The sequence below is a fragment of the Massilia norwichensis genome, assembly GCF_024753245.1.
Taxonomy (GTDB): domain Bacteria; phylum Pseudomonadota; class Gammaproteobacteria; order Burkholderiales; family Burkholderiaceae_D; genus Telluria; species Telluria norwichensis.
Map to the genome: position 1 here is coordinate 66,740 of NZ_JANUGX010000010.1, position 17,649 is coordinate 84,388.

11 protein-coding genes are annotated in these 17,649 nt (G+C 69.9%); 8 read left to right on the forward strand and 3 right to left on the reverse strand.

Annotated features, from left to right (window positions below; all coding sequences use genetic code 11):
• Nucleotides 1–10: 10 nt before the first annotated feature.
• Nucleotides 11–1,258, reverse strand: coding sequence for a zinc-dependent alcohol dehydrogenase (locus NX782_RS10495; protein ID WP_258845468.1), 1,248 nt, complete (start codon nucleotides 1,256–1,258; stop codon nucleotides 11–13).
• A gap of 228 nt (nucleotides 1,259–1,486) precedes the next feature.
• On the opposite strand from NX782_RS10495, the gene NX782_RS10500 reads away from it, so the two are divergent.
• From NX782_RS10500 to NX782_RS10520, 5 genes are all read left to right on the forward strand, one after another.
• Nucleotides 1,487–2,995: an FAD-dependent oxidoreductase gene (locus NX782_RS10500; RefSeq protein ID WP_258845394.1), complete on the forward strand. Its 1,509-nt coding sequence runs from the start codon at nucleotides 1,487–1,489 to the stop codon at nucleotides 2,993–2,995.
• Between the two features lie 54 nt (nucleotides 2,996–3,049).
• Nucleotides 3,050–4,504 carry an APC family permease gene (locus NX782_RS10505; protein ID WP_258845395.1) on the forward strand — a complete coding sequence of 485 codons (1,455 nt, stop codon included), beginning with the start codon at nucleotides 3,050–3,052 and terminating at the stop codon, nucleotides 4,502–4,504.
• Nucleotides 4,501–5,094, forward strand: a complete 594-nt coding sequence (locus NX782_RS10510; RefSeq protein WP_258845396.1) for an SAM-dependent methyltransferase — start codon at nucleotides 4,501–4,503, stop codon at nucleotides 5,092–5,094. Before NX782_RS10505 ends, NX782_RS10510 begins: the two co-directional genes overlap by 4 nt.
• Before the next feature lie 84 nt (nucleotides 5,095–5,178).
• Nucleotides 5,179–7,065, forward strand: a complete 1,887-nt coding sequence (locus NX782_RS10515; RefSeq protein WP_258845397.1) for an AI-2E family transporter — start codon at nucleotides 5,179–5,181, stop codon at nucleotides 7,063–7,065.
• 115 nt (nucleotides 7,066–7,180) lie between these two features.
• Nucleotides 7,181–9,415 carry a hypothetical protein gene (locus NX782_RS10520; RefSeq protein WP_258845398.1) on the forward strand — a complete coding sequence of 745 codons (2,235 nt, stop codon included), beginning with the start codon at nucleotides 7,181–7,183 and terminating at the stop codon, nucleotides 9,413–9,415.
• Nucleotides 9,416–9,473: 58 nt separating this feature from the next.
• Here NX782_RS10520 and NX782_RS10525 read toward each other — a convergent pair whose 3' ends face one another.
• Entirely contained in the window at nucleotides 9,474–11,903 is a 2,430-nt protein-coding gene (locus NX782_RS10525) for a WD40/YVTN/BNR-like repeat-containing protein (RefSeq protein WP_258845399.1), read from the reverse strand.
• Nucleotides 11,904–12,144: 241 nt separating this feature from the next.
• Here NX782_RS10525 and NX782_RS10530 point away from each other — a divergent pair, with 241 nt between their 5' ends.
• Nucleotides 12,145–13,143, forward strand: coding sequence for a Rieske 2Fe-2S domain-containing protein (locus NX782_RS10530; RefSeq protein WP_258845400.1), 999 nt, complete (start codon nucleotides 12,145–12,147; stop codon nucleotides 13,141–13,143).
• A gap of 6 nt (nucleotides 13,144–13,149) precedes the next feature.
• On the opposite strand, the gene NX782_RS10535 is transcribed toward NX782_RS10530, so the two are convergent.
• Nucleotides 13,150–14,100 carry a polysaccharide deacetylase family protein gene (locus NX782_RS10535; RefSeq protein ID WP_258845401.1) on the reverse strand — a complete coding sequence of 317 codons (951 nt, stop codon included), beginning with the start codon at nucleotides 14,098–14,100 and terminating at the stop codon, nucleotides 13,150–13,152.
• Nucleotides 14,101–14,193: 93 nt separating this feature from the next.
• On the opposite strand from NX782_RS10535, the gene NX782_RS10540 reads away from it, so the two are divergent.
• Both NX782_RS10540 and NX782_RS10545 read left to right on the forward strand, forming a co-directional pair.
• Nucleotides 14,194–15,972: a glycoside hydrolase family 9 protein gene (locus NX782_RS10540; protein WP_258845402.1), complete on the forward strand. Its 1,779-nt coding sequence runs from the start codon at nucleotides 14,194–14,196 to the stop codon at nucleotides 15,970–15,972.
• Nucleotides 15,973–16,074: 102 nt separating this feature from the next.
• A complete protein-coding gene (locus NX782_RS10545) occupies nucleotides 16,075–17,628 on the forward strand; it encodes a tryptophan halogenase family protein (RefSeq protein ID WP_258845403.1) in 1,554 nt (517 codons plus the stop codon).
• The last annotated feature ends 21 nt before the right edge of the window (nucleotides 17,629–17,649 follow it).

Below are 17,649 nucleotides of genomic sequence, written 5' to 3' on the forward strand. Positions count from 1 at the left end.
CGCCGGCTTCTCAGGTCGGGGTGCCGGTCGCCGGCGGCACGCCTTCGCGCGAAGGAATCAGCTCCACCTTCAGCCAGCCCGGCCGGCGCAGGTCGAATTCCTTGTAGGCGTCGATCACCGACGCCATGCCCTCGCGCCTGGTGATGATGGCGGTCGGATCGAAAGCGCCGCTGCGCACCAGTTCGATCAGGTCGGGGATGTACTTGCGGTGGTTGCAGTTGCCCATGCGCACCGTCAAGTTCTTGTTCATCGCCGCGCCGATCGGGAAGAAATTGTCGGTCGGCGGATAGACGCCGATGATCGAAAGGGTGCCGGCCTTGGCCAGCGCCTGCACCGCCCACTGCTGGGCCTGGGAAGGCGCCTGGCCCGGCACCCAGTTCTCGCCGTCCGGGTGCTGCACCGGCGCGATCTTCTCGAGTTCCTGCTTGAATTCGTCCTTCTTTTCCGCCGCATCCTTGGCCGCCGGGCCATGGTGCGGGCACTCGGCGTCCACGCCCACGGCATCGATCACGCAATCGACACCGATGCCGCCGGTCAGATCCTTCAGGGTCTGGACCGGGTCTTCCTCGTCGAAGTTGATGACCTCGGCGCCCTGGCGGCGCGCCATCTCGAGACGGTCGGGCAGGTTATCGACGGCGAACACGCGGCCGGCGCCCATCAGCTTGGCGGACGCGATGGCGAACTGGCCCACCGGGCCGCAGCCGAACACCGCCACCGAGTGGCCGTGCTTGATGTTGGCCAGGTCGGCGCCGAAGTAGGCGGTCGGGAAGATGTCGGACAGCAGGATGGCCTGGTCGTCCGTCACCTCGTCGGGCAGCTTGATCAGGTTGATGTTGGCGAAAGGCACGCGCGCCTTTTCCGCCTGCAGGCCGTTGAAGGGGCCGGTGTCCTTCGGTCCGCCGTAGAAGGCGGTGCCGGCGCTGGGGCCGTTCGGGTTGGCGTTGTCGCACTGCGCGTAATAGCCGGCGCGGCAGTACGAGCAATAGCCGCAGGCGATCGTCGACGGAATCACGACGCGGTCGCCCACCGACAGGTTGCGTACCTTGCTGCCGATCTGTTCGACCACCCCGACCGCTTCGTGGCCGAGGATGGTGCCTTTTTGCATGCCGCTGAAAGTGCCGCGCACGAAGTGCAGGTCGGTGCCGCAGATGGCGCTGGTGGTGATGCGCACGATGGCGTCGCTGTCCTGTTCGATCTTCGGTTCGGGGACATCCTCGAGGCGGATGTCGCCGATGTCATGGAATACCACGGCTTTCATCATGCTCCTTTCGGTCAACTGGCAGGGATAGGGTGGCTCAGCTTAGCACCGTGAATTTTCGACACCAACACCTTACCGGGCGTTATCAAACAGGCACCCGGTAACACTGTTTTCCGGTGTCAACGCTGCGCCGCGGCAGCACGGATCTTGGGATGATCGGAGCGAACGCGGCCAGCCCGACAGCCTGTCCGCCCTGCAGCTATCCGACATCGAAAGAAAGGCGCTCCCATGGATACTTCCTCGCTCTGGAAAGGCACGGCGGCCAAGATGGCCTGCCTGCCGACCCTGCAAACCGACCTCAAGGTCGACGTCGCCATCGTCGGCGCCGGCATCACCGGCCTGACCGCCGCCATGCTGCTGGTCCAGGCCGGCAAGCGCGTGGCCGTGCTCGACGCCTATAAAGCCGGCGACGCCAGCACCGGCAACTCGACCGGCAACCTGTATGCGACCGTCGACCTCGGCCTGCACACCCTCGAGGAGCAGCACGGCCTGGAAGTGATGCGCCGGGTGGTCGAATCGCGCGCCGCCGCCATCGACCTGATCGAGGCCACGGTGGCGCGCCTGAACCTCGATTGCGGCTTCCAGCGCGTGCCCTGGCACCTGATCGGCGTCGATGCCGCCCAGGTCGGCGAGGTCGAGAAGGAAGCGCTGGCGGCGATGCGCGCGCGCCTGCACGCCGACCTGCGCGACGATGCCCCGCTGCCGCTCGACGCCGCGAAGACCCTGCGGGTCGAGGACCAGGCCCAGTTCCAGCCGCTGGAATATGTGCGCCAGCTGGCCCAGCGCATCGGCGGCGAGGACTGCCTGATCTTCGAGAACACCCGCGTCACCGCGATCGACGACGAACCGGCCGTGGTCCATACCGAGCACGGCAAGGTCCAGTGTCAGCACATCGTCATCGCCACCCACACGCCGATCGGCATCCACCTGGTGCAGTCGCAGCTGGAAGTGGTGCGCGAATACGGCATCGCCGCGCCCCTGCACGACAGCGTGCCCGAGCCGGGCGTGTACTGGTGCATCGGCCAGGAGCGCCATTCGGTGCGCACCTATGCCGCGCACGGCCGCACTTACCTGGCGGTGGTCGGCAGCGCTCACAAGCTGGGCGAGAAGGAAGTCGGCGGCGAGCGCTTCCAGGAGCTGGAACTGTTCGCGCGCGACCACTGGCCGATCGGACCGGTCGAGTACCGCTGGTCGGCCCAGCGCTACCGCGCCAAGGACAAGCTGCCCTACATCGGCCGTAACGTCGACGCGCAGAATACCTATATCGCCACCGGCTTTTCGGGCGACGGCCTGACCTACGGCACCCTGGCCGGGATGATGCTGGCCGACGAGATCCTCGGCCGCGGCACCCCCTGGCGCGACCTGTACGCGGTCGACCGGCTGGCGCAGGCGCAGCGCCCTGAAGGCTTCGAGAAGGAGCGTACCGGCCCGGCCCAGCCCGACGCCGCGGCCCAGCTCGGCGCGGCCGAGTTGAACCAGCTGCAGGACCTGCCGCCCTGCCAGAGCCGCAAGATCGAGATCCAGGGCCAGCCGGTGGCGGTGTACCGCGCCGAGGACGGCCGGCTGCAGGCGGTGGCCGGCAAATGCTCGCACATGGGCTGCGAGATCAAGTGGAACGGTGCCGAGACCAGCTGGGACTGCGATTGCCATGGCAGCCGCTTCGCGCCCGACGGCCGGGTGCTGGAGGGCCCGGCCCTGGTGCCGCTGGCGGCAGCGAAGGTCGATCAGGGCGCTTGATCCCGCTCACACGGATCGGCGCCACAGGAACTTCGCGCGGGTCGGCTCGTCCTAATGGACATGCCGATCTCGCCCACCACCGCCCATGAAAGCGCCGCCGATGCCCAGGCCCAGCCGCGGCCGCTGCTCGGCCTGCGCGCAGCGGTCACGCTGATCGTCGGCATCGTGGTCGGTGCCGGCATCTTCAAGGCGCCGGCACTGGTGGCCGGCATGAGCGGCGGCGCCGGCGGCATGTTCCTGGCCTGGCTGCTGGGCGGCGCGGTGTCGCTGGCCGGCGCCCTCTGCTACGCCGAACTCAGCACCGCCTACGCGCATGCGGGCGGCGATTACCACTTCCTCCAGCGCGCCTACGGCCGCGCGGTGGCCTTCCTGTTCGGCTGGGCCCGCTACGCCGTGATCACCACCGGTTCGATCGCCCTGCTCGCCTTCGTGTTCGGCGACTACCTGGCCCAGGTGGCGCCGCTGCCGGGCCTGGCGCCGGCCTGGAGCGGCGCCCTGTACGCCGGCGCCGCCGTGCTGGTGCTCGGCCTGCTCAACCTGCACGGGCTGCGCGCGGGCAGCGCCACCCAGACCTGGCTGACCCTGGCCGAAGTCGGCGGCCTGCTGCTGGTGGCCGTGGCGGCCCTGCTGCTGCCCGCTGCCGGCGCCGGAGCTTCTGCCGCTGCGGTCGACGCGGCAGCCGCGCCTGGCGCCGGCCACGCTTCCTTCGGGCTGGCGATGGTCTTCGTGCTGCTGACCTACGGAGGCTGGAACGAAGCCGCCTACCTGAGCGCCGAGGTCCGCGACGGCGCCGTCAACATGGTTCGCGCGCTGGTGCTGGCGGTGCTGATCGTGACCGGTCTCTACCTGCTGGTCACCTGGGGCTACTGGCATGGCCTGGGCATGGACGCGCTGGCCGCCTCCCAGGCGCCGGCCGCCGAGCTGATGCGCCGTGCCTTTGGCGCCGCCGGCGAGCAAGGCATCGCCCTGCTGGTCGCGCTCTCCAGCCTGACCTCGATCAACGCGACCATGATCGTCGGCGCCCGCACCGGCTATGCGATGGGGCGCGACTGGCGCCCGTTGGCCTGGCTGGCGCGCTGGGACGGCCGGCGCGCCACGCCCACGCTGGCCATGCTGGTGCAGTGCGGCGCCGCCCTGCTGCTGGTCGGTATCGGCGCTACCCTGGGCGGGGGCTTTCGCGCGATGGTCGAATTCACCGCGCCGGTGTTCTGGCTGTTCTTCCTGCTGAGCGGCATCTCCCTGTTCGTGCTGCGCCGGCGCGAGCCCGGCCGTGCCCGCCCTTACCGGGTGCCGCTGTTTCCGCTGCTGCCGCTGCTGTTCTGCGCCAGCTGCGCCTACATGCTGTGGTCCAGCCTCAGCTATGTCAGCAGCCAGACGCTCGGCGGCCTGAACGCCGCCTGGATCGGCATCGCGGTGCTGGCCGCCGGCCTGCTGCTGCTCGCCTTCCTGCACCAGGACGAAGCGCTTCGCGAACCGTCCCACGCCAACCACGATGAGGAGAGCCGATGAATCCGCACGCACGCCGCCGTACCCTGCTGCTGTCCGCTGCCGCCGCTGCCGGCGCCAACCTGGGCCTGGCCTGGGCCCAGGACTTCGCCACCCCGCCCAGACTCGACGTGCCCTTCGTCCCCACGCCCCAGGACGTGGTCGACCGCATGCTGGCGCTGGCGAAGGTGAGCAAAAGCGACACCCTGTACGACCTCGGCTGCGGCGACGGCCGCATCGTGGTCACGGCCGCCAGGCAATTCGGCGCGCGCGGCGTCGGCATCGACCTGAATCCTGAACGGATCGCCGAAGCCCAGGCCAATGCCAAAAAAGCCGGGGTCGAGCAGCGGGTCCGGTTCCGGGTGGCCGACCTGTTCGAGACCGACCTGTCGCCGGCCTCGGTGGTCAGCCTCTACCTGCTGCCGAACATCAACATCAAGCTCAGGCCACGCCTGTGGTCCCAGCTCAAGCCGGGCGCGCGGGTGGTCTCGCACGCCTTCGACATGGGCCCGGACTGGCCGCCCGAGAACACGGTCGACGTCAATGGCAGGACCATTTATTTGTGGACCATCACGGCGGCGCAGAAGACTGCGGGCGGAAAGAAATCTGCATAAAATTGATCGTATTCACGTTTTTGCGATACATTGCTGTTTTTACGTTTCCACGGGATAGGCTGCTATCCCGCCCGCAGCACGCGAATGCGCGATCTTTCCCTGTTCAAGCACCTGAATGCCGGCTCGCTGGTCACCGTCACCTGCGGGCTGGGTCTGCTCTATTTCGGCCGCGACGTCCTCGAGCCGATCGCCCTCGCGTCCATCCTGAGCCTGGTGATCGCGCCCTTGATCCGCAGCATGCGCCGCGCCGGCCTGCAGCAGATGCCCGCCACCATCCTGTCGGTGCTGGTGGCGACCACCTGCGTGGTCGGGATCGGCATCGTCCTTGCCTTCCAGCTGGTGGCCGTGACCCGCGACCTGCCGAAGTACCGGGCGGCGATGCGCACCAAGGTCGCCGCCGTGCGCGAACTTGCCGAACGCCCCTTCGAGCGCCTCGAGGCCGAACTGAGCGCGGTGGCGCCCAGCGGCAGCGTGCCCGCCACCGGCAAGCGCGGCATGACCACGATCACCATCAGCCCGACCCAGCCGATTCCGGTCGAGATCCGGGCACCGCGCCTGACCACCGCCGGCGCCCTGACCCGTCTGTTCTCGCTGGCCTGGGGTCCGATCGGCGAGGCCGGCCTGGTGCTGGTGCTGCTGGTCTTCATGTCGCTGGAGCACGAATCCCTGCGCGACCGACTGATCCGGCTCGGCGGCCAGACCGAGGTCAGCCGCACGATCCAGGCGCTGGCCGATGCCGCCCAGGGCGTATCGCGCTTCTTCTTCTCGCAATTCATCGTCAACGTCACCTTCGGTGCCCTGATCGCCGTGGTGCTGTGGGCGGCCGACGTGCCGCACGCGGCGCTGTGGGGCGCGCTCAGCGGCCTGCTGCGCTTCGTGCCCTACCTCGGCATCATGGCGGCCGGCGCCGTGATCGCGCTGTTCGTCGCCGCCATCGACCCGGGCTGGAGCCTGGCGCTGTCCTGCATGGTGCTGTTCGTCGCGCTGGAACTGCTGGTTGCGAACGTCGTCGAACCGAAGGTGTATGGCCACAGTTCCGGCCTGTCGCCGCTGGCGGTGATCATCTCGGCGCTGTTCTGGGGCGCGATGTGGGGCCCGGTCGGCCTGCTGCTGTCGACCCCGCTGACCCTGTGCCTGGTGGTGGCCGGCCGCCATGTGCGCACGCTGGAGCCGGTGACCATCCTGCTCGGCGATGCCCCGGCCGTGTCCGGCGCCCAGCGTTTCTACCAACGCATCCTGGCCGGCGACATCGCCGCCATCATCCACGACGCCCAGGCCTTCCTGGAGCGCTCCAGCTTCGCCCGCTACTGCGACCACATCCTGCTGCCGGGTATCGTGCTGGTCACCAGCGACGCCCGCTCGGGCAAGATCGAAAAGCCGCAGGAAGACCGGATCCGCAGCGCGATCGCCGACGTCGCCGCGACCCTGACCCCGGAATCCGGCGGTGCGCCCAAGCTGCGGCGCCGGCGCGACATGTCCCTGCTCGACGCCAACATCGGCGCCCACCTGCGCCAGATGCGCGAAGCGCGCCTGGGGCGCTGGCAGGGCGCGCTCGACGTCCCGGCGCATTCGGTGGTGCTGTGCGTGGGCCTGGCGTCGATGCGCGACGACCTGCTCAGCGAACTGCTGGTGCGCGCCCTGCGCGAAGACGAGGTCGACGCGCGCAGCTTCTCGATCATCGGCGAGGCCGAGAACCCGGGGCCGGACAAGGCCGACATGGTGTCGACCGTGTTCATCAATTATCCGACCGAGGCGATGCTGGACCAGTGGCTGACGGCGGTCGCCAACCTGCGCGCCGGCCTGCCGGAAGCGATGCTGGTAACGATCCGCCTGCCGCTGACCGAGCCGGTGCCGAGCGCCTCGCTGGTGGAAAAGCAGGTCGACATGGTGCTGCGCTCCTTCGAGGAAGCCCTGACCCTGGTCTCGCCCGAGCAGGCCGCGCCGCCGGCACGGGCCCGCCTTTCCGCCTGACATCAATTGCACCGCGGCGTCTTGATCCGCGGCCAACAATCCGCTTCCGAGCTGCTCCACGGCACCAAGCTTGCCCTTATGATCATGGCGAAGGGGTGACGAAAGGGAGAAGGCGATGCCGGAACCAACCGAGATCGACGAGCGCGGCGCGGCACACGAACCGCCGCCGGACTCGCCGCAGACAGCCAGGCAGCGGCGCGCCCCATCGCATGCCGGCCAGATCACGCGCTTCACCTTCCTGCGCCGCACCCTGCTGCTGAACTTTTACCCGGTGCTGACGGTTGCCGCCGGCAATGTCATCCTGCTCGGGGTTCCGCAGGCGCGCGAAGCGCTGGGCGCCTTCCGCAACTTTGCCGAGACCCGCGAAAGCCTGTGGGCCAACCCGGGCTACTGGATCTTCATCGCAGCGCTGGCCTACTGGTCGCTGACCGCCTGGTATTGCGCGCGCCTGCTGGTGGCCAAGCGCTTCGCGGTCGACAATATCGGCCGCTGCGAGCACCATCGCTTCGCCGCCGCCGTGAATACCTGGCTGCCGCGCGCGCTGGGCCTGCTGTCCTGCGTGCCGATCACGGTCTGGTTCGCGCTGCCGGGCGCGCCGCCCGGCGCCTGGCTGGCCCCGGCACTCTACACCGGCGGCTTCGTGCTGCTGGTGGTGCTGCGCCGACGCCTGCTGAACCGCTGGCTGCGGCGCCAGGCGCTGGCCAGCCAGCCCTGGGCCCGCACGCGGCGCACGCCGCGCGTCAGCGTAGTGGCGGTGCTGTTGATGTTCGGCGTGTCGGCGCTGGTGCTGGCGGCGGTCTGCTTCGGCCAGGAAGCGGCGGCGCGGGCGCTGGGGGCGCCGGCGCTGCTGCTGTTCGCCTTCGGTTCCTGGACCGTGTTCGGCAGCATCGTGCTGGTCTACCTGCCGAAAAGCGCCGGCTGGCCGTCGCTGGCCCTGCTGCCGCTGTTCGCAGTCCTGCTGGCCTCGATCTCGAACGAGAACCACCTGGTCGCGCAGAACGGCGGGCCGCCGCTGCACCTGCGGCGCCCGGGCCTGGCCGAGGATTTCCGCGCCTGGCAGGCCGCGCGCGGCGCGCACGGCGCTGAACCGGTCTACCTGGTGGCGGCGGCCGGCGGCGCCTCGCGCGCGGCGTTCTGGTCCGGCACCCTGCTGCTCGAACTCGAACGCCAGGCGCGCAGCCAGGGCAGGCGCTTCGCCCCCAACATCTATGCGATGAGCGGGGTGTCCGGCGGCAGCCTGGGCCTGGCCGCCTTTGCCGGCTCGCTGGCGGTGGGCGGCGCCGACTACGGCGCCACCGCGAACCAGGTGGCGGCCTTTCTTGGCCAGGATTACCTGGCGCCGCTGGTCGGCTACCTGCTCTACCCGGACCTGCTGGCGCGCTTCTCGCCCATTCCCTGCCCGCGCTGCGACCGTTCGCTGGCCCTGGAAGGCGCCTGGCAGCGCGACTGGGCGCAGCGCTTCCCGGATTCGCCGGCGCGCGACTGGTTCGCGCGCCCGCTGCTGGCACCCGGTCCGCAAAGTGCGGCACTGCCGCGCCTGCTGCTGAACGCCACCTCGGCCAGCGAGGGCCGGCGCGTGGTCCAGTCCAGCCTGGCCTTCGTGCCGCCCCAGGCCTACGACCTGTTCGCCGCCGGGCCCGGCGAGCCGGCGCTGGACACCTCGCGCCTGACCCTGGCGCAGGCGGTCCACAACAGCGCGCGCTTCCCCTACATCAGCCCGGCCGCGCTGGTGCGGCGCACCGACGGCCAGGCCTGGAACTACCTGGTCGACGGCGGCTACTTCGAGAACTCGGGCGCCGCCACCCTGAATGCGATGATCTCGGAGATCCTCAAGCTCGGCGTCGTCAAGCCGGAACAGCTGGTGGTGCTGGTGATCGAGAACGAACCGGCTTCGCAGTCGCAATGGATCTGCCCGACCCGCGCGCAGATGATCGATGCCGTGGCCGGCCCGGCGCCGCGGCCGCTGTCGGTCGGGCTGCGCATGCCCTGGCAGCCGCCCCGGCGGCCCGGCGACCGGGCCGTGCCGCCGGTGCCTGAGCTGTCGCTGCCCTTCTTCGCCCTCTACCAGACCCGCAACGCGCGCGCCCAGGCCGCCGAGGAAGAGACCACGCGCCTGCTGGGCGGCTGCGGCGGCGGCCGCGTGATCGAGCTGCGCTATCCCTGGACCGCGGAGGGCCGCCAGCCGCCGCTGAGCTGGTTCCTGAACGGCGGCACCACGCGCGCCATGGCCGGCATGCTGCAGCGCCGCGAGAGCGAGGCCGCCGAAGTCGATGCCTTCCTGGTCAACTGGCAGCGGATCCGGCGCACGGTGCTTGCTGCGCCGGGGCCGGCGCCGTTGCCGGCTGACTGAGCCAGAAAGGACACGCCATGCCGCGCGCAGCCGCTCGGGATCGCGCGCCGTCTCAGGATCAGCGTACCGGCACCGCAGCCGGCCCGGCCGCCGCACGCGAACGCGGCGCCGCCTTGCGCACGATGCCAGGCAGCGCCAGCGCTGTGGTCGTCCCGGTGGCCGCCGCCCCGCCGGCCGTGGCCGCCGCGGCGCTCTGCCAGCTGGCCGTCGTGGCGCCGCCGGACCAGCCGTTCAGGGTCCAGGCGCCGCGTCCGAGAATGCCGGCGATCAGCACCCTGGCCCGCTCGTTGTAGCGCAGGTCGAGCACCAGCCCGTGCGGCAGATTGCTGCCGAGGCGGCTCCAGGCGGCAGCGCCCGTACCCGGCTCGCGCAGCTGGAACACCCCGCCCAGGCCACCCACCAGCAGCACGCTTTGCGCACCGCCGGCAGGCCGCGCCAGCTCGATGGTGCGCGCCTGGCCCAGCAGGGTCGGCAGGTTGCCGGTCAGGTTGCGCCAGCTCAGGCCCTCGTCGAACGAAGCCCAGACCCGGCTCTGTTCGTCGACCACGTAGACGCGCCGGTAGTCCTGCGGGTCCATCGCCAGGTCGCCCACGCCGCCGCCCGGGTAGGCGCCGAGGGTCTGGACCGCGCGCGTCCCGGCGCCGCGGTGCAGCAGCAGCGGCTGGCCGGCGCCCGCGGTGCCGACATAGAACACGTCCGGCGCCGGCTGGCCGTTCAGCCGCCCACCATAGGCCAGCGAGCTGATGAATTTCCCGGTGGCGTAGAGATCGACCAGCGTATCGCCCTGGTCGCGCGATTCGTAGATGTTGGCGGTGCCGATCAGCATGCGGCGCGGATCGATCCGGTTCAGCACATACGGATTGTAGAACTGGATATTCGGATCGTAGCTGTGCAGGTCCTGGCCTGCGCCCGGCCCGGCGACGATCTGCAGCCCCAGTTCGGTGGGCCCGCTGATCAGGGTGTTGGACGGGCTCCAGGTCGAACGGTTGAAGAACTCCAGGTCCTCGAAACTGGTGTAGCGCACCGAGTAGGCGCCGCCGCCGGTGAGCTCGTCGACCTCGACCACGCCGCCGTCGCCGGTCAGGAAGTCGGTCCAGGTCCGGCTGCCGGGGCTGTTCTGCATCGGCGTACCGGTGTCCTGGGTGCCCCCGAAGGCCGTGCGCGTGATGGCGTCGAACACCGCCGAATGCATCTCTGCCGGGCGCAGGTCGCCGTTCGCCGAGACCCAGCGCCGGCTGCTCAGGTTGGGGTTGTCGAGCCGGTAGAAGCCGCCGTCGTTGGCCTGCAGCAGGTTGCCGTTGGCGTCGAATTCCATGTCGCGCGAATCGGCGTGCGGCGAGGTGCCCTGGGCGCCGTTGCAGACCGCCAGCTGCCAGGGCGAGGCCAGCGAGGCGTCGCCGCGGAAGACGTTGGCGCTGAAGTCGTTGCAGCCGTTCGTGTTCGGGAAGGGAAAGTCCTGGCGGTCGCCGCTGACGTAGACCACGTTCGGATCGCTGGGATCGGCTTCGATGGCGCCGTGGATGATGCCCTGCCCGCCCGGATGGATGGTCGGCGCGGGCACACCGAGCGCGGTCCAGCTGGCGCCGCCGTTGGCCGAGCGGAACACGCCCGAGGCGGCGCCGTTGCTGTCGATGACCATCGCGTAGACGACGCCGGTATGGCGGCCGACGCTCAGGAGCACGCGCAGCGAGCTGCCCAGGCCGGTCAGGCCGGTGTCGGCACGGACCCAGGTCTGGCCGCCATCGTCGCTGCGGAACACGCCGGCCGGCGCCCCGCCCGCGTACGAGGCCGGCACCGCGGCGTAGACCCGGCTGCTGTTGGTCCGGTCGGGCGCCAGGCTGCTGACGCCGGCGCTCGGCAAGCCGCCCGTCCCCGACACCCGCACGAAGCTGTTGCCGCCGTTCGTGCTGCGGTACACGCCGCCGCCATCGAACAGGGTCGCGGCCAGCACCACCTGCCCGGCCAGTCCCCCGCCGGTGCGCGCCAGCGGCGCGATGCTGACGATGCGGCGTCCGGCGAAGGTGGCGCCGGCCAGAATCGACCAGGTCGCGCCGCCGTCCGTGCTGCGGATCACGCCGAAGCCCGGACTGCCCTCGAAGGCGTCGGAGCTGGTGCTGCCGGTGCCGGCGAAGATGGTCTTCGGATCGAGTGGGCTGATCGCAATCGAACTGATCGACAGCGCCGGCAGCTGCAGGTCGGTCAAGGGCTTCCAGTTGGGCGCGGTGGTATTCGCGTTCGTGGTCTTCCAGACGCCGCCGTTGACGGTGCTGAGGTAGACCGTGCCCGGATGCGCCAGGTCGACCGCGATGGCATTCACGGCACCGGCGACCGGATTCCCGGGCAAGCCCTCGGTCTGGCCGTTCAGGGTCGGGCCGGGCCCCTGCTCGGACCAGGCTGGGGTGGCGGTCGGCGCCGCCGGTCCGGCCGAGGCGGCGCCGCTGACGGCAATTCCTAGTGCCCAAGCAACTAAATTCTTGCGTTTTGACATGGCAATCTCCTGACGATGCTGCTAGCGGTTGGGTCCATCCACGCTAAGCGTTCGCGGCTGGACCCGGCTAGAGCCCGAGCAGGAAGCGGCGGGCGACATCGCCAAAACACGAGCCAGATCAAGAAGATTTTTTCAGGGCATTTCTCGGCGCCATGCTCAAGCACGCAGGTGCACGCTGCCCCGGACGCAGCAGGCCGCGGCATGCTCGGCGATAATACGATTTTCCACTCGCGATACGCCCATGCATCTGCCGGAAAACCACTGGTATGTCGTCCTGTCCAGCGCCGAACTGCGGCGCAAGCCGGTCGGCGCCGAGCGCTTTGGCCGCCGCATGGTGTTCTGGCGCGATGCCGGGAATGTGGCGCACGCCCACGAAGACCGCTGTCCCCACCTGGGCGCGGCGCTGAGCGCGGGCAAGGTCGAAGACGGCCGCCTGGTCTGCCCCTTCCACGGCTTTGCCTTCGACGGCGGCGGCGCCTGCCGGCACATTCCCGCCAATGGCTGCGCCGGCAAGATCCCGAAAGGCATGGCCTTGACCAGCTTCGTGCTGCGCGAAGCCTACGGTTTCATCTGGCTGTGGCACGGCCAGGCGCGCGACAGCTATCCCGAGCTGCCCTACTTTCCGGAGCTGCTTGAGGAGGGCTGGCGCTGCCGCACCGATATCGTCGACTGGCCGGTGCACTACACGCGCGCCATCGAGAACCAGCTCGACGTCGCCCACCTCGCCTTCGTGCACGGCGCGGCAATGGGACAGGCCGGCCGCAGCTTCGTCGACGGCCCCTGGGTCGAAGCCGACGACCACGGCATCCGCATATGGAGCAGCAATGCGCGCGACACCGGCCAGCCCAAACGCAGCCAGGCCGCGCTGCGCGAAGCGGCACAGGGCCAGCCGCCGCGCATCCGCTTCCTGTTTCCGGGCACCTGGATCCTGCACATCGCACCGTCGATCAGGAACGTGGTGGCCTTCGTGCCCATCGACGACAAGCACACGCGCTACTATCTGCGCTTCTACCACCGGGTCCGGCTGCCGGTCGTGGCCCAGCTGTTCGAACTGGCGCTGGGCTGGAGCAACCGCCACATCCTCGCTCAGGACCGGCGCGTGGTCGTCACCCAGACGCCGGCCAACAGCCTGGATGCCGCCGACGACCGCTTCATCGAGGCCGACCGGGCGATCGTCGCCTTCCGCCGGCGGCTGGCGGCGCTGCTGGCCGGCGACGCACCCGACCAGCCCGGACGCTGAAGCGCCTCAGCGGCAGAGCGCGTCCAGGTCGCCGGCCGGCGGCACCGTCGGCACGCCGCCGAGATCGATGCCCAGGTCCTGCGCCCGGCGCTCCATCAGCATGCCGGTACCGGCGCGCGGGCTGGGCTCGCGGTAGGCGGCGTCCGCCTGGGCCTGTTCCAGCGTCACGTAGCGCGCGCCGGCCGCGTCCAGCCTGGCCAGTACATCGGGCAGGGTCGCCGCGCTCCACGCACCCAGGTGGGTCAGCAGCACCTGCGGCACCATGCGCCCGTAGACGCGCTGCGAGAGCGCCCGCGTGCGCGCGATCGCCGCATCCACGCGCTGCAGGTAGCTGGCCTTCATTCCCGCAATCGCCGCCCCGTCGCCCTTCGCCAGGCAGCGTGCGTAGGTCTCGGTGTAGGCCCAGTCGTCGAAGCTGATGCTGACGTCGGCGATGCGATAACCCTGAGCCTTCAGCCAGGCGGCGGCGCCGTCGTGGCGCGCGCGCTCCGCGCCGCCGTCGAGGAAGGGAAAGCGCAGCATCCGCCAATCCATGCCCGCCATGCGCGCGGCGATCGGCGGCTCGCCGGCCCTGGCATCGTCGATCCAGGCCGGCAGCGAGGGCGCCTGGCTGAGGGCGAGGTGGCTATAGGTGTGGTTGCCGAGCGGGTAGCCGGCCCGGCGCCAGTCGTCGAGCACCGCTTCGCTGGCGGGCTGCTCGGCGATGCGTTTGGCGTTCACGAAGCCCCAGGCCTGGGGCACGCCGTGCGCCTTCAGGGTGGCGATATACGACTGGCCGATGGCGCGCCAGCTGCTCCCCTGCGGCAGCGAACCGTGGACGCTGAGGTCGTCCACCGTGACGGCGAGCTCGAAACCCTGCGCCGCAATGTGTTCAGAGGTGGCACTGGAAGCGGCGCTGGCGCTGCCAAAGGCGCCCGCAGCGAGTGCGAGTAAAGAGTTGAGGATACGTCGGTTCAAGGGGCTGCACTCCATGCATATGCGTTGACTTGGCTTCATCTTGCACTGTAACATGAAATCGATTTCATTATCCCAACATCATCAGGAGACAGCATGCCCCACCCTGCGTACACCTCACGGCTTGCCCTGCTCGCCGCCTGCTCCCTGCTGGCGGGCGGCGCAGGCGCCGCGCCGCTCGCCATCAAGCTCAACCAGGTCGGCTTCCTGCCGGCCGCGCAGAAGCTGGCGGTGGTGCCCGCGCCGGTGCCTACGATGATGCCGGCTACGGCGCCGGCGCGCTTCAGCGTGATCGACGCCGCCAGCGGCAAGCCGGTATTCGACGGCAGCCTGGCGCCGGCGGCCAGCTGGAACCTGTCCGGCGAACGCGTCCGCCTGGCCGATTTCTCGGCCGTGCGCACGCCGGGCAGCTATCGCATCCGCGTTGCCGGCCTGCCTGACTCCGCGCTCTTCAACGTCAGCCTCGACGTCTACCGTGCGCTCGACACCGCCGCGATCCGCAGCTTTACCCTGAACCGCGCCGGCATCGAGCTGACGCCCGCGGTGGCCGGTGCCTGGGCGCGCCCGCTCGGCCATCCGGATACGGAGGTGATCGTCCATCCGTCCGCCGCCTCGCCGGGCCGTCCCGCCGGCACCGTCATCGCCAGTCCAAAGGGCTGGTACGACGCCGGCGACTACAACAAGTACATCGTCAATTCCGGCATCAGCACCTATACCCTGCTGGCCGCCTACGAACACTTCCCGGCCTGGTTCGACAGGCTCGCGCTGAACCTGCCCGAATTCGGCAACGGCCTGCCCGACATCCTCAACGAGGCGCTGTGGAACCTGGAGTGGATGGCCAGCATGCAGGACCCGGCGGACGGCGGGGTCTATCACAAGCTGACCAACAAGGTCTTCGATCCCTTCGTCATGCCCGACAAGGCGACGACGCCACGCTACGTGGTGCAGAAGACCACCGCGGCCACGCTCGACTTCGCGGCGACGATGGCCGCCGCCAGCCGCATCCTGGCGCCTTTCGACAGCCAGCAACCGGGCCGTTCGGCGCGCTACCTGGCGGCGGCCGAAGCGGCCTGGCGCTGGGCCGAGGCGCATCCGAAGGTGTTATACGAGCAGCCGGCCGACATCCTGACCGGCGCCTACGGCGACAAGACGGTTTCCGACGAATTCGCCTGGGCCGCCACCGAACTCCTGATCGCCACCGGCAAGGACGCCTACCGCGCACGCGCCCTGGCGGCGAACGGTGCCAAAGCCGCGCCGGCGCAGACCGCCCCCGGCTGGGCCGACGTCGGCATGCTGGGCTGGATCTCGCTGGCCCAGCAGTCGCTCAACCGGACCGGCGCCCTGCCGCAGGACGTCGATACCGGCGCGGCGCGCAAGCGCCTGCTGGCGCTGGCGGACCGCCTGGCCGCGCGCTGGAAGGCGTCGCCCTACCGTGTCGGCATGGTGCGCGAGGACTTCGTCTGGGGCAGCAACTCCGCGGTCCTGAACCAGGCCATGATGCTGGCAGTCGCCTACCGCATCGAGCCGCGTCCGGACTACCTGAACGCGGCGCAGTCGGCGCTCGACTACGTCCTCGGCCGCAACGGTCCCGGCGCCTCCTTCGTCACCGGCTTCGGCGCGGTTTCGCCGCTGCATCCGCACCACCGCCCGTCCGAGGCCGATGGCGTGGCGGCGCCGGTGCCGGGCTGGCTGGTCGGCGGCCCGAATCCGGGCCAGCAGGACCGTGCCGGCTGCCGCGCCGGCGCCTACCCGTCGGCACTGCCGGCCCTGTCCTGGCTCGACGACGTCTGCAGCTACGCCAGCAACGAGGTCGCGATCAACTGGAACGCGCCGCTGGTGTATGTGGCGGCGGCGCTGCAGTCGCTGTCGCGCTGACGCAAATCATCGAATGTTGGGCGCAAACATTTTTGTTGCCCAGCCCCGTCCGCCTGCAATACACTGGCTGTAAGGACAGACCAGAACAAAGGACGGAGACAAATGATGGACAAGAGCATCCGCAGGATCGTGATCGTGGGCGGCGGCACCGCGGGTTGGATGACCGCCGCGCCGCTGGCCCAGCGCCTGGCGCGCCATCCGACCCAGGCCTGCGACGTGATCCTGGTGGAGTCGCCCGAGATCGGCACCATCGGCGTCGGCGAGGCGACGCTGCCGACGATCCGCTTCTATAACAACGCGCTCGGCCTGGACGGCGCCGACTTCGTCAAAAAGACCCAGGCCAGCTTCAAGCTCGGCATCGAGTTCAAGGACTGGGGCCATGTCGGCAACCGCTTCTTCCACGCCTTCGGCGATTTCGGCCCGCCGCTGGCCGGCAGCGCGGCGCACATGCACTGGCTGCGGCTGGCCCAGGAATTCACCGGCATGCCGGCCATGGAGAACTGGTCGATGCCCTCGGTGATGGCGCGCCACGGCAAATTCGTGCCGCCGAACGAAGAAACGCCGGGCATGACCGATGCCTATTCCTACGGTTTCCATTTCGACGCCGGCCTGTACGCCAATTACCTGCGCGACTACGCGCTGCGGCACGGCGCCCAGCGCATCGAAGGCATGATCGTCGACGTCGAACGGCATCCGGAGAGCGGCTTCGTCACCGCAGTGAAGCTGCGCGACGGCCGCCGCATCGAAGGCGATCTGTTCGTCGACTGCTCGGGCTTTCGCGGCCTGCTGATCGAAGGCGCCCTGCAGGCCGGCTACGAAGACTGGAGCGACTACCTGCCCTGCAACAGCGCCCAGGCCGTGCCCTGCGCCGGCGTGCCGGAACTGACGCCCTTCACCCGCTCCACGGCCAGGGAGGCGGGCTGGCTCTGGCGCATCCCGCTGCAGCACCGGACCGGCAACGGCCACGTGTACAGCAATGCCTTCACCACCGACGACAAGGCGCGCCAGGTCCTGCTCGATGCCCTCGACGGCGAAGCCCTCGACGAGCCGCGCCAGCTGCGCTTCGTCACCGGGCGCCGGCGCAAGTCCTGGGTCAAGAACGTGGTCGCGATCGGCCTGTCGGCCGGCTTCGTCGAGCCGCTCGAATCGACCAGCATCAACCTGATCGAAACCGCGGTCGGCAAGCTGCTCGAACTGTTCCCGGACCGCGACTGCAGCCCGGCGCTGGCCGACGAATTCAACCGCATCATGGGGATGCGCTACGAATCGGTGCGCGACTTCATCATCCTCCACTACAAGCTGACCGCGCGCGACGACTCCGAATTCTGGCGCTATTGCAGGAACATGGCGATCCCGGACTCGCTGCGGCACCAGATCGAGCTGTTCCGCGAGACCGGCCGCGTGGCGATCATCGACCGCGGCGGCTTTGCCGAGCCCTCCTTCGTGGCGATGATGATGGGCCTGGGCGTGGTGCCGAAGCGCTACGACCCGCTGGCCGACCGCGTCGACATCCGCGTGGTGCATGGCCACTTTGCGGAACTGCGCGACATGATCGCGCAGGCGGTGGCGCGGATGCCCTCGCACCGCGCCTACGTGGCCGCCCAGGCCGCCGCTGCGCAAGCCGCCGCCGCGCAGGCGGCGCCGCGGGCGGCCTGAAGGACAGTCTAAGGACAGCCC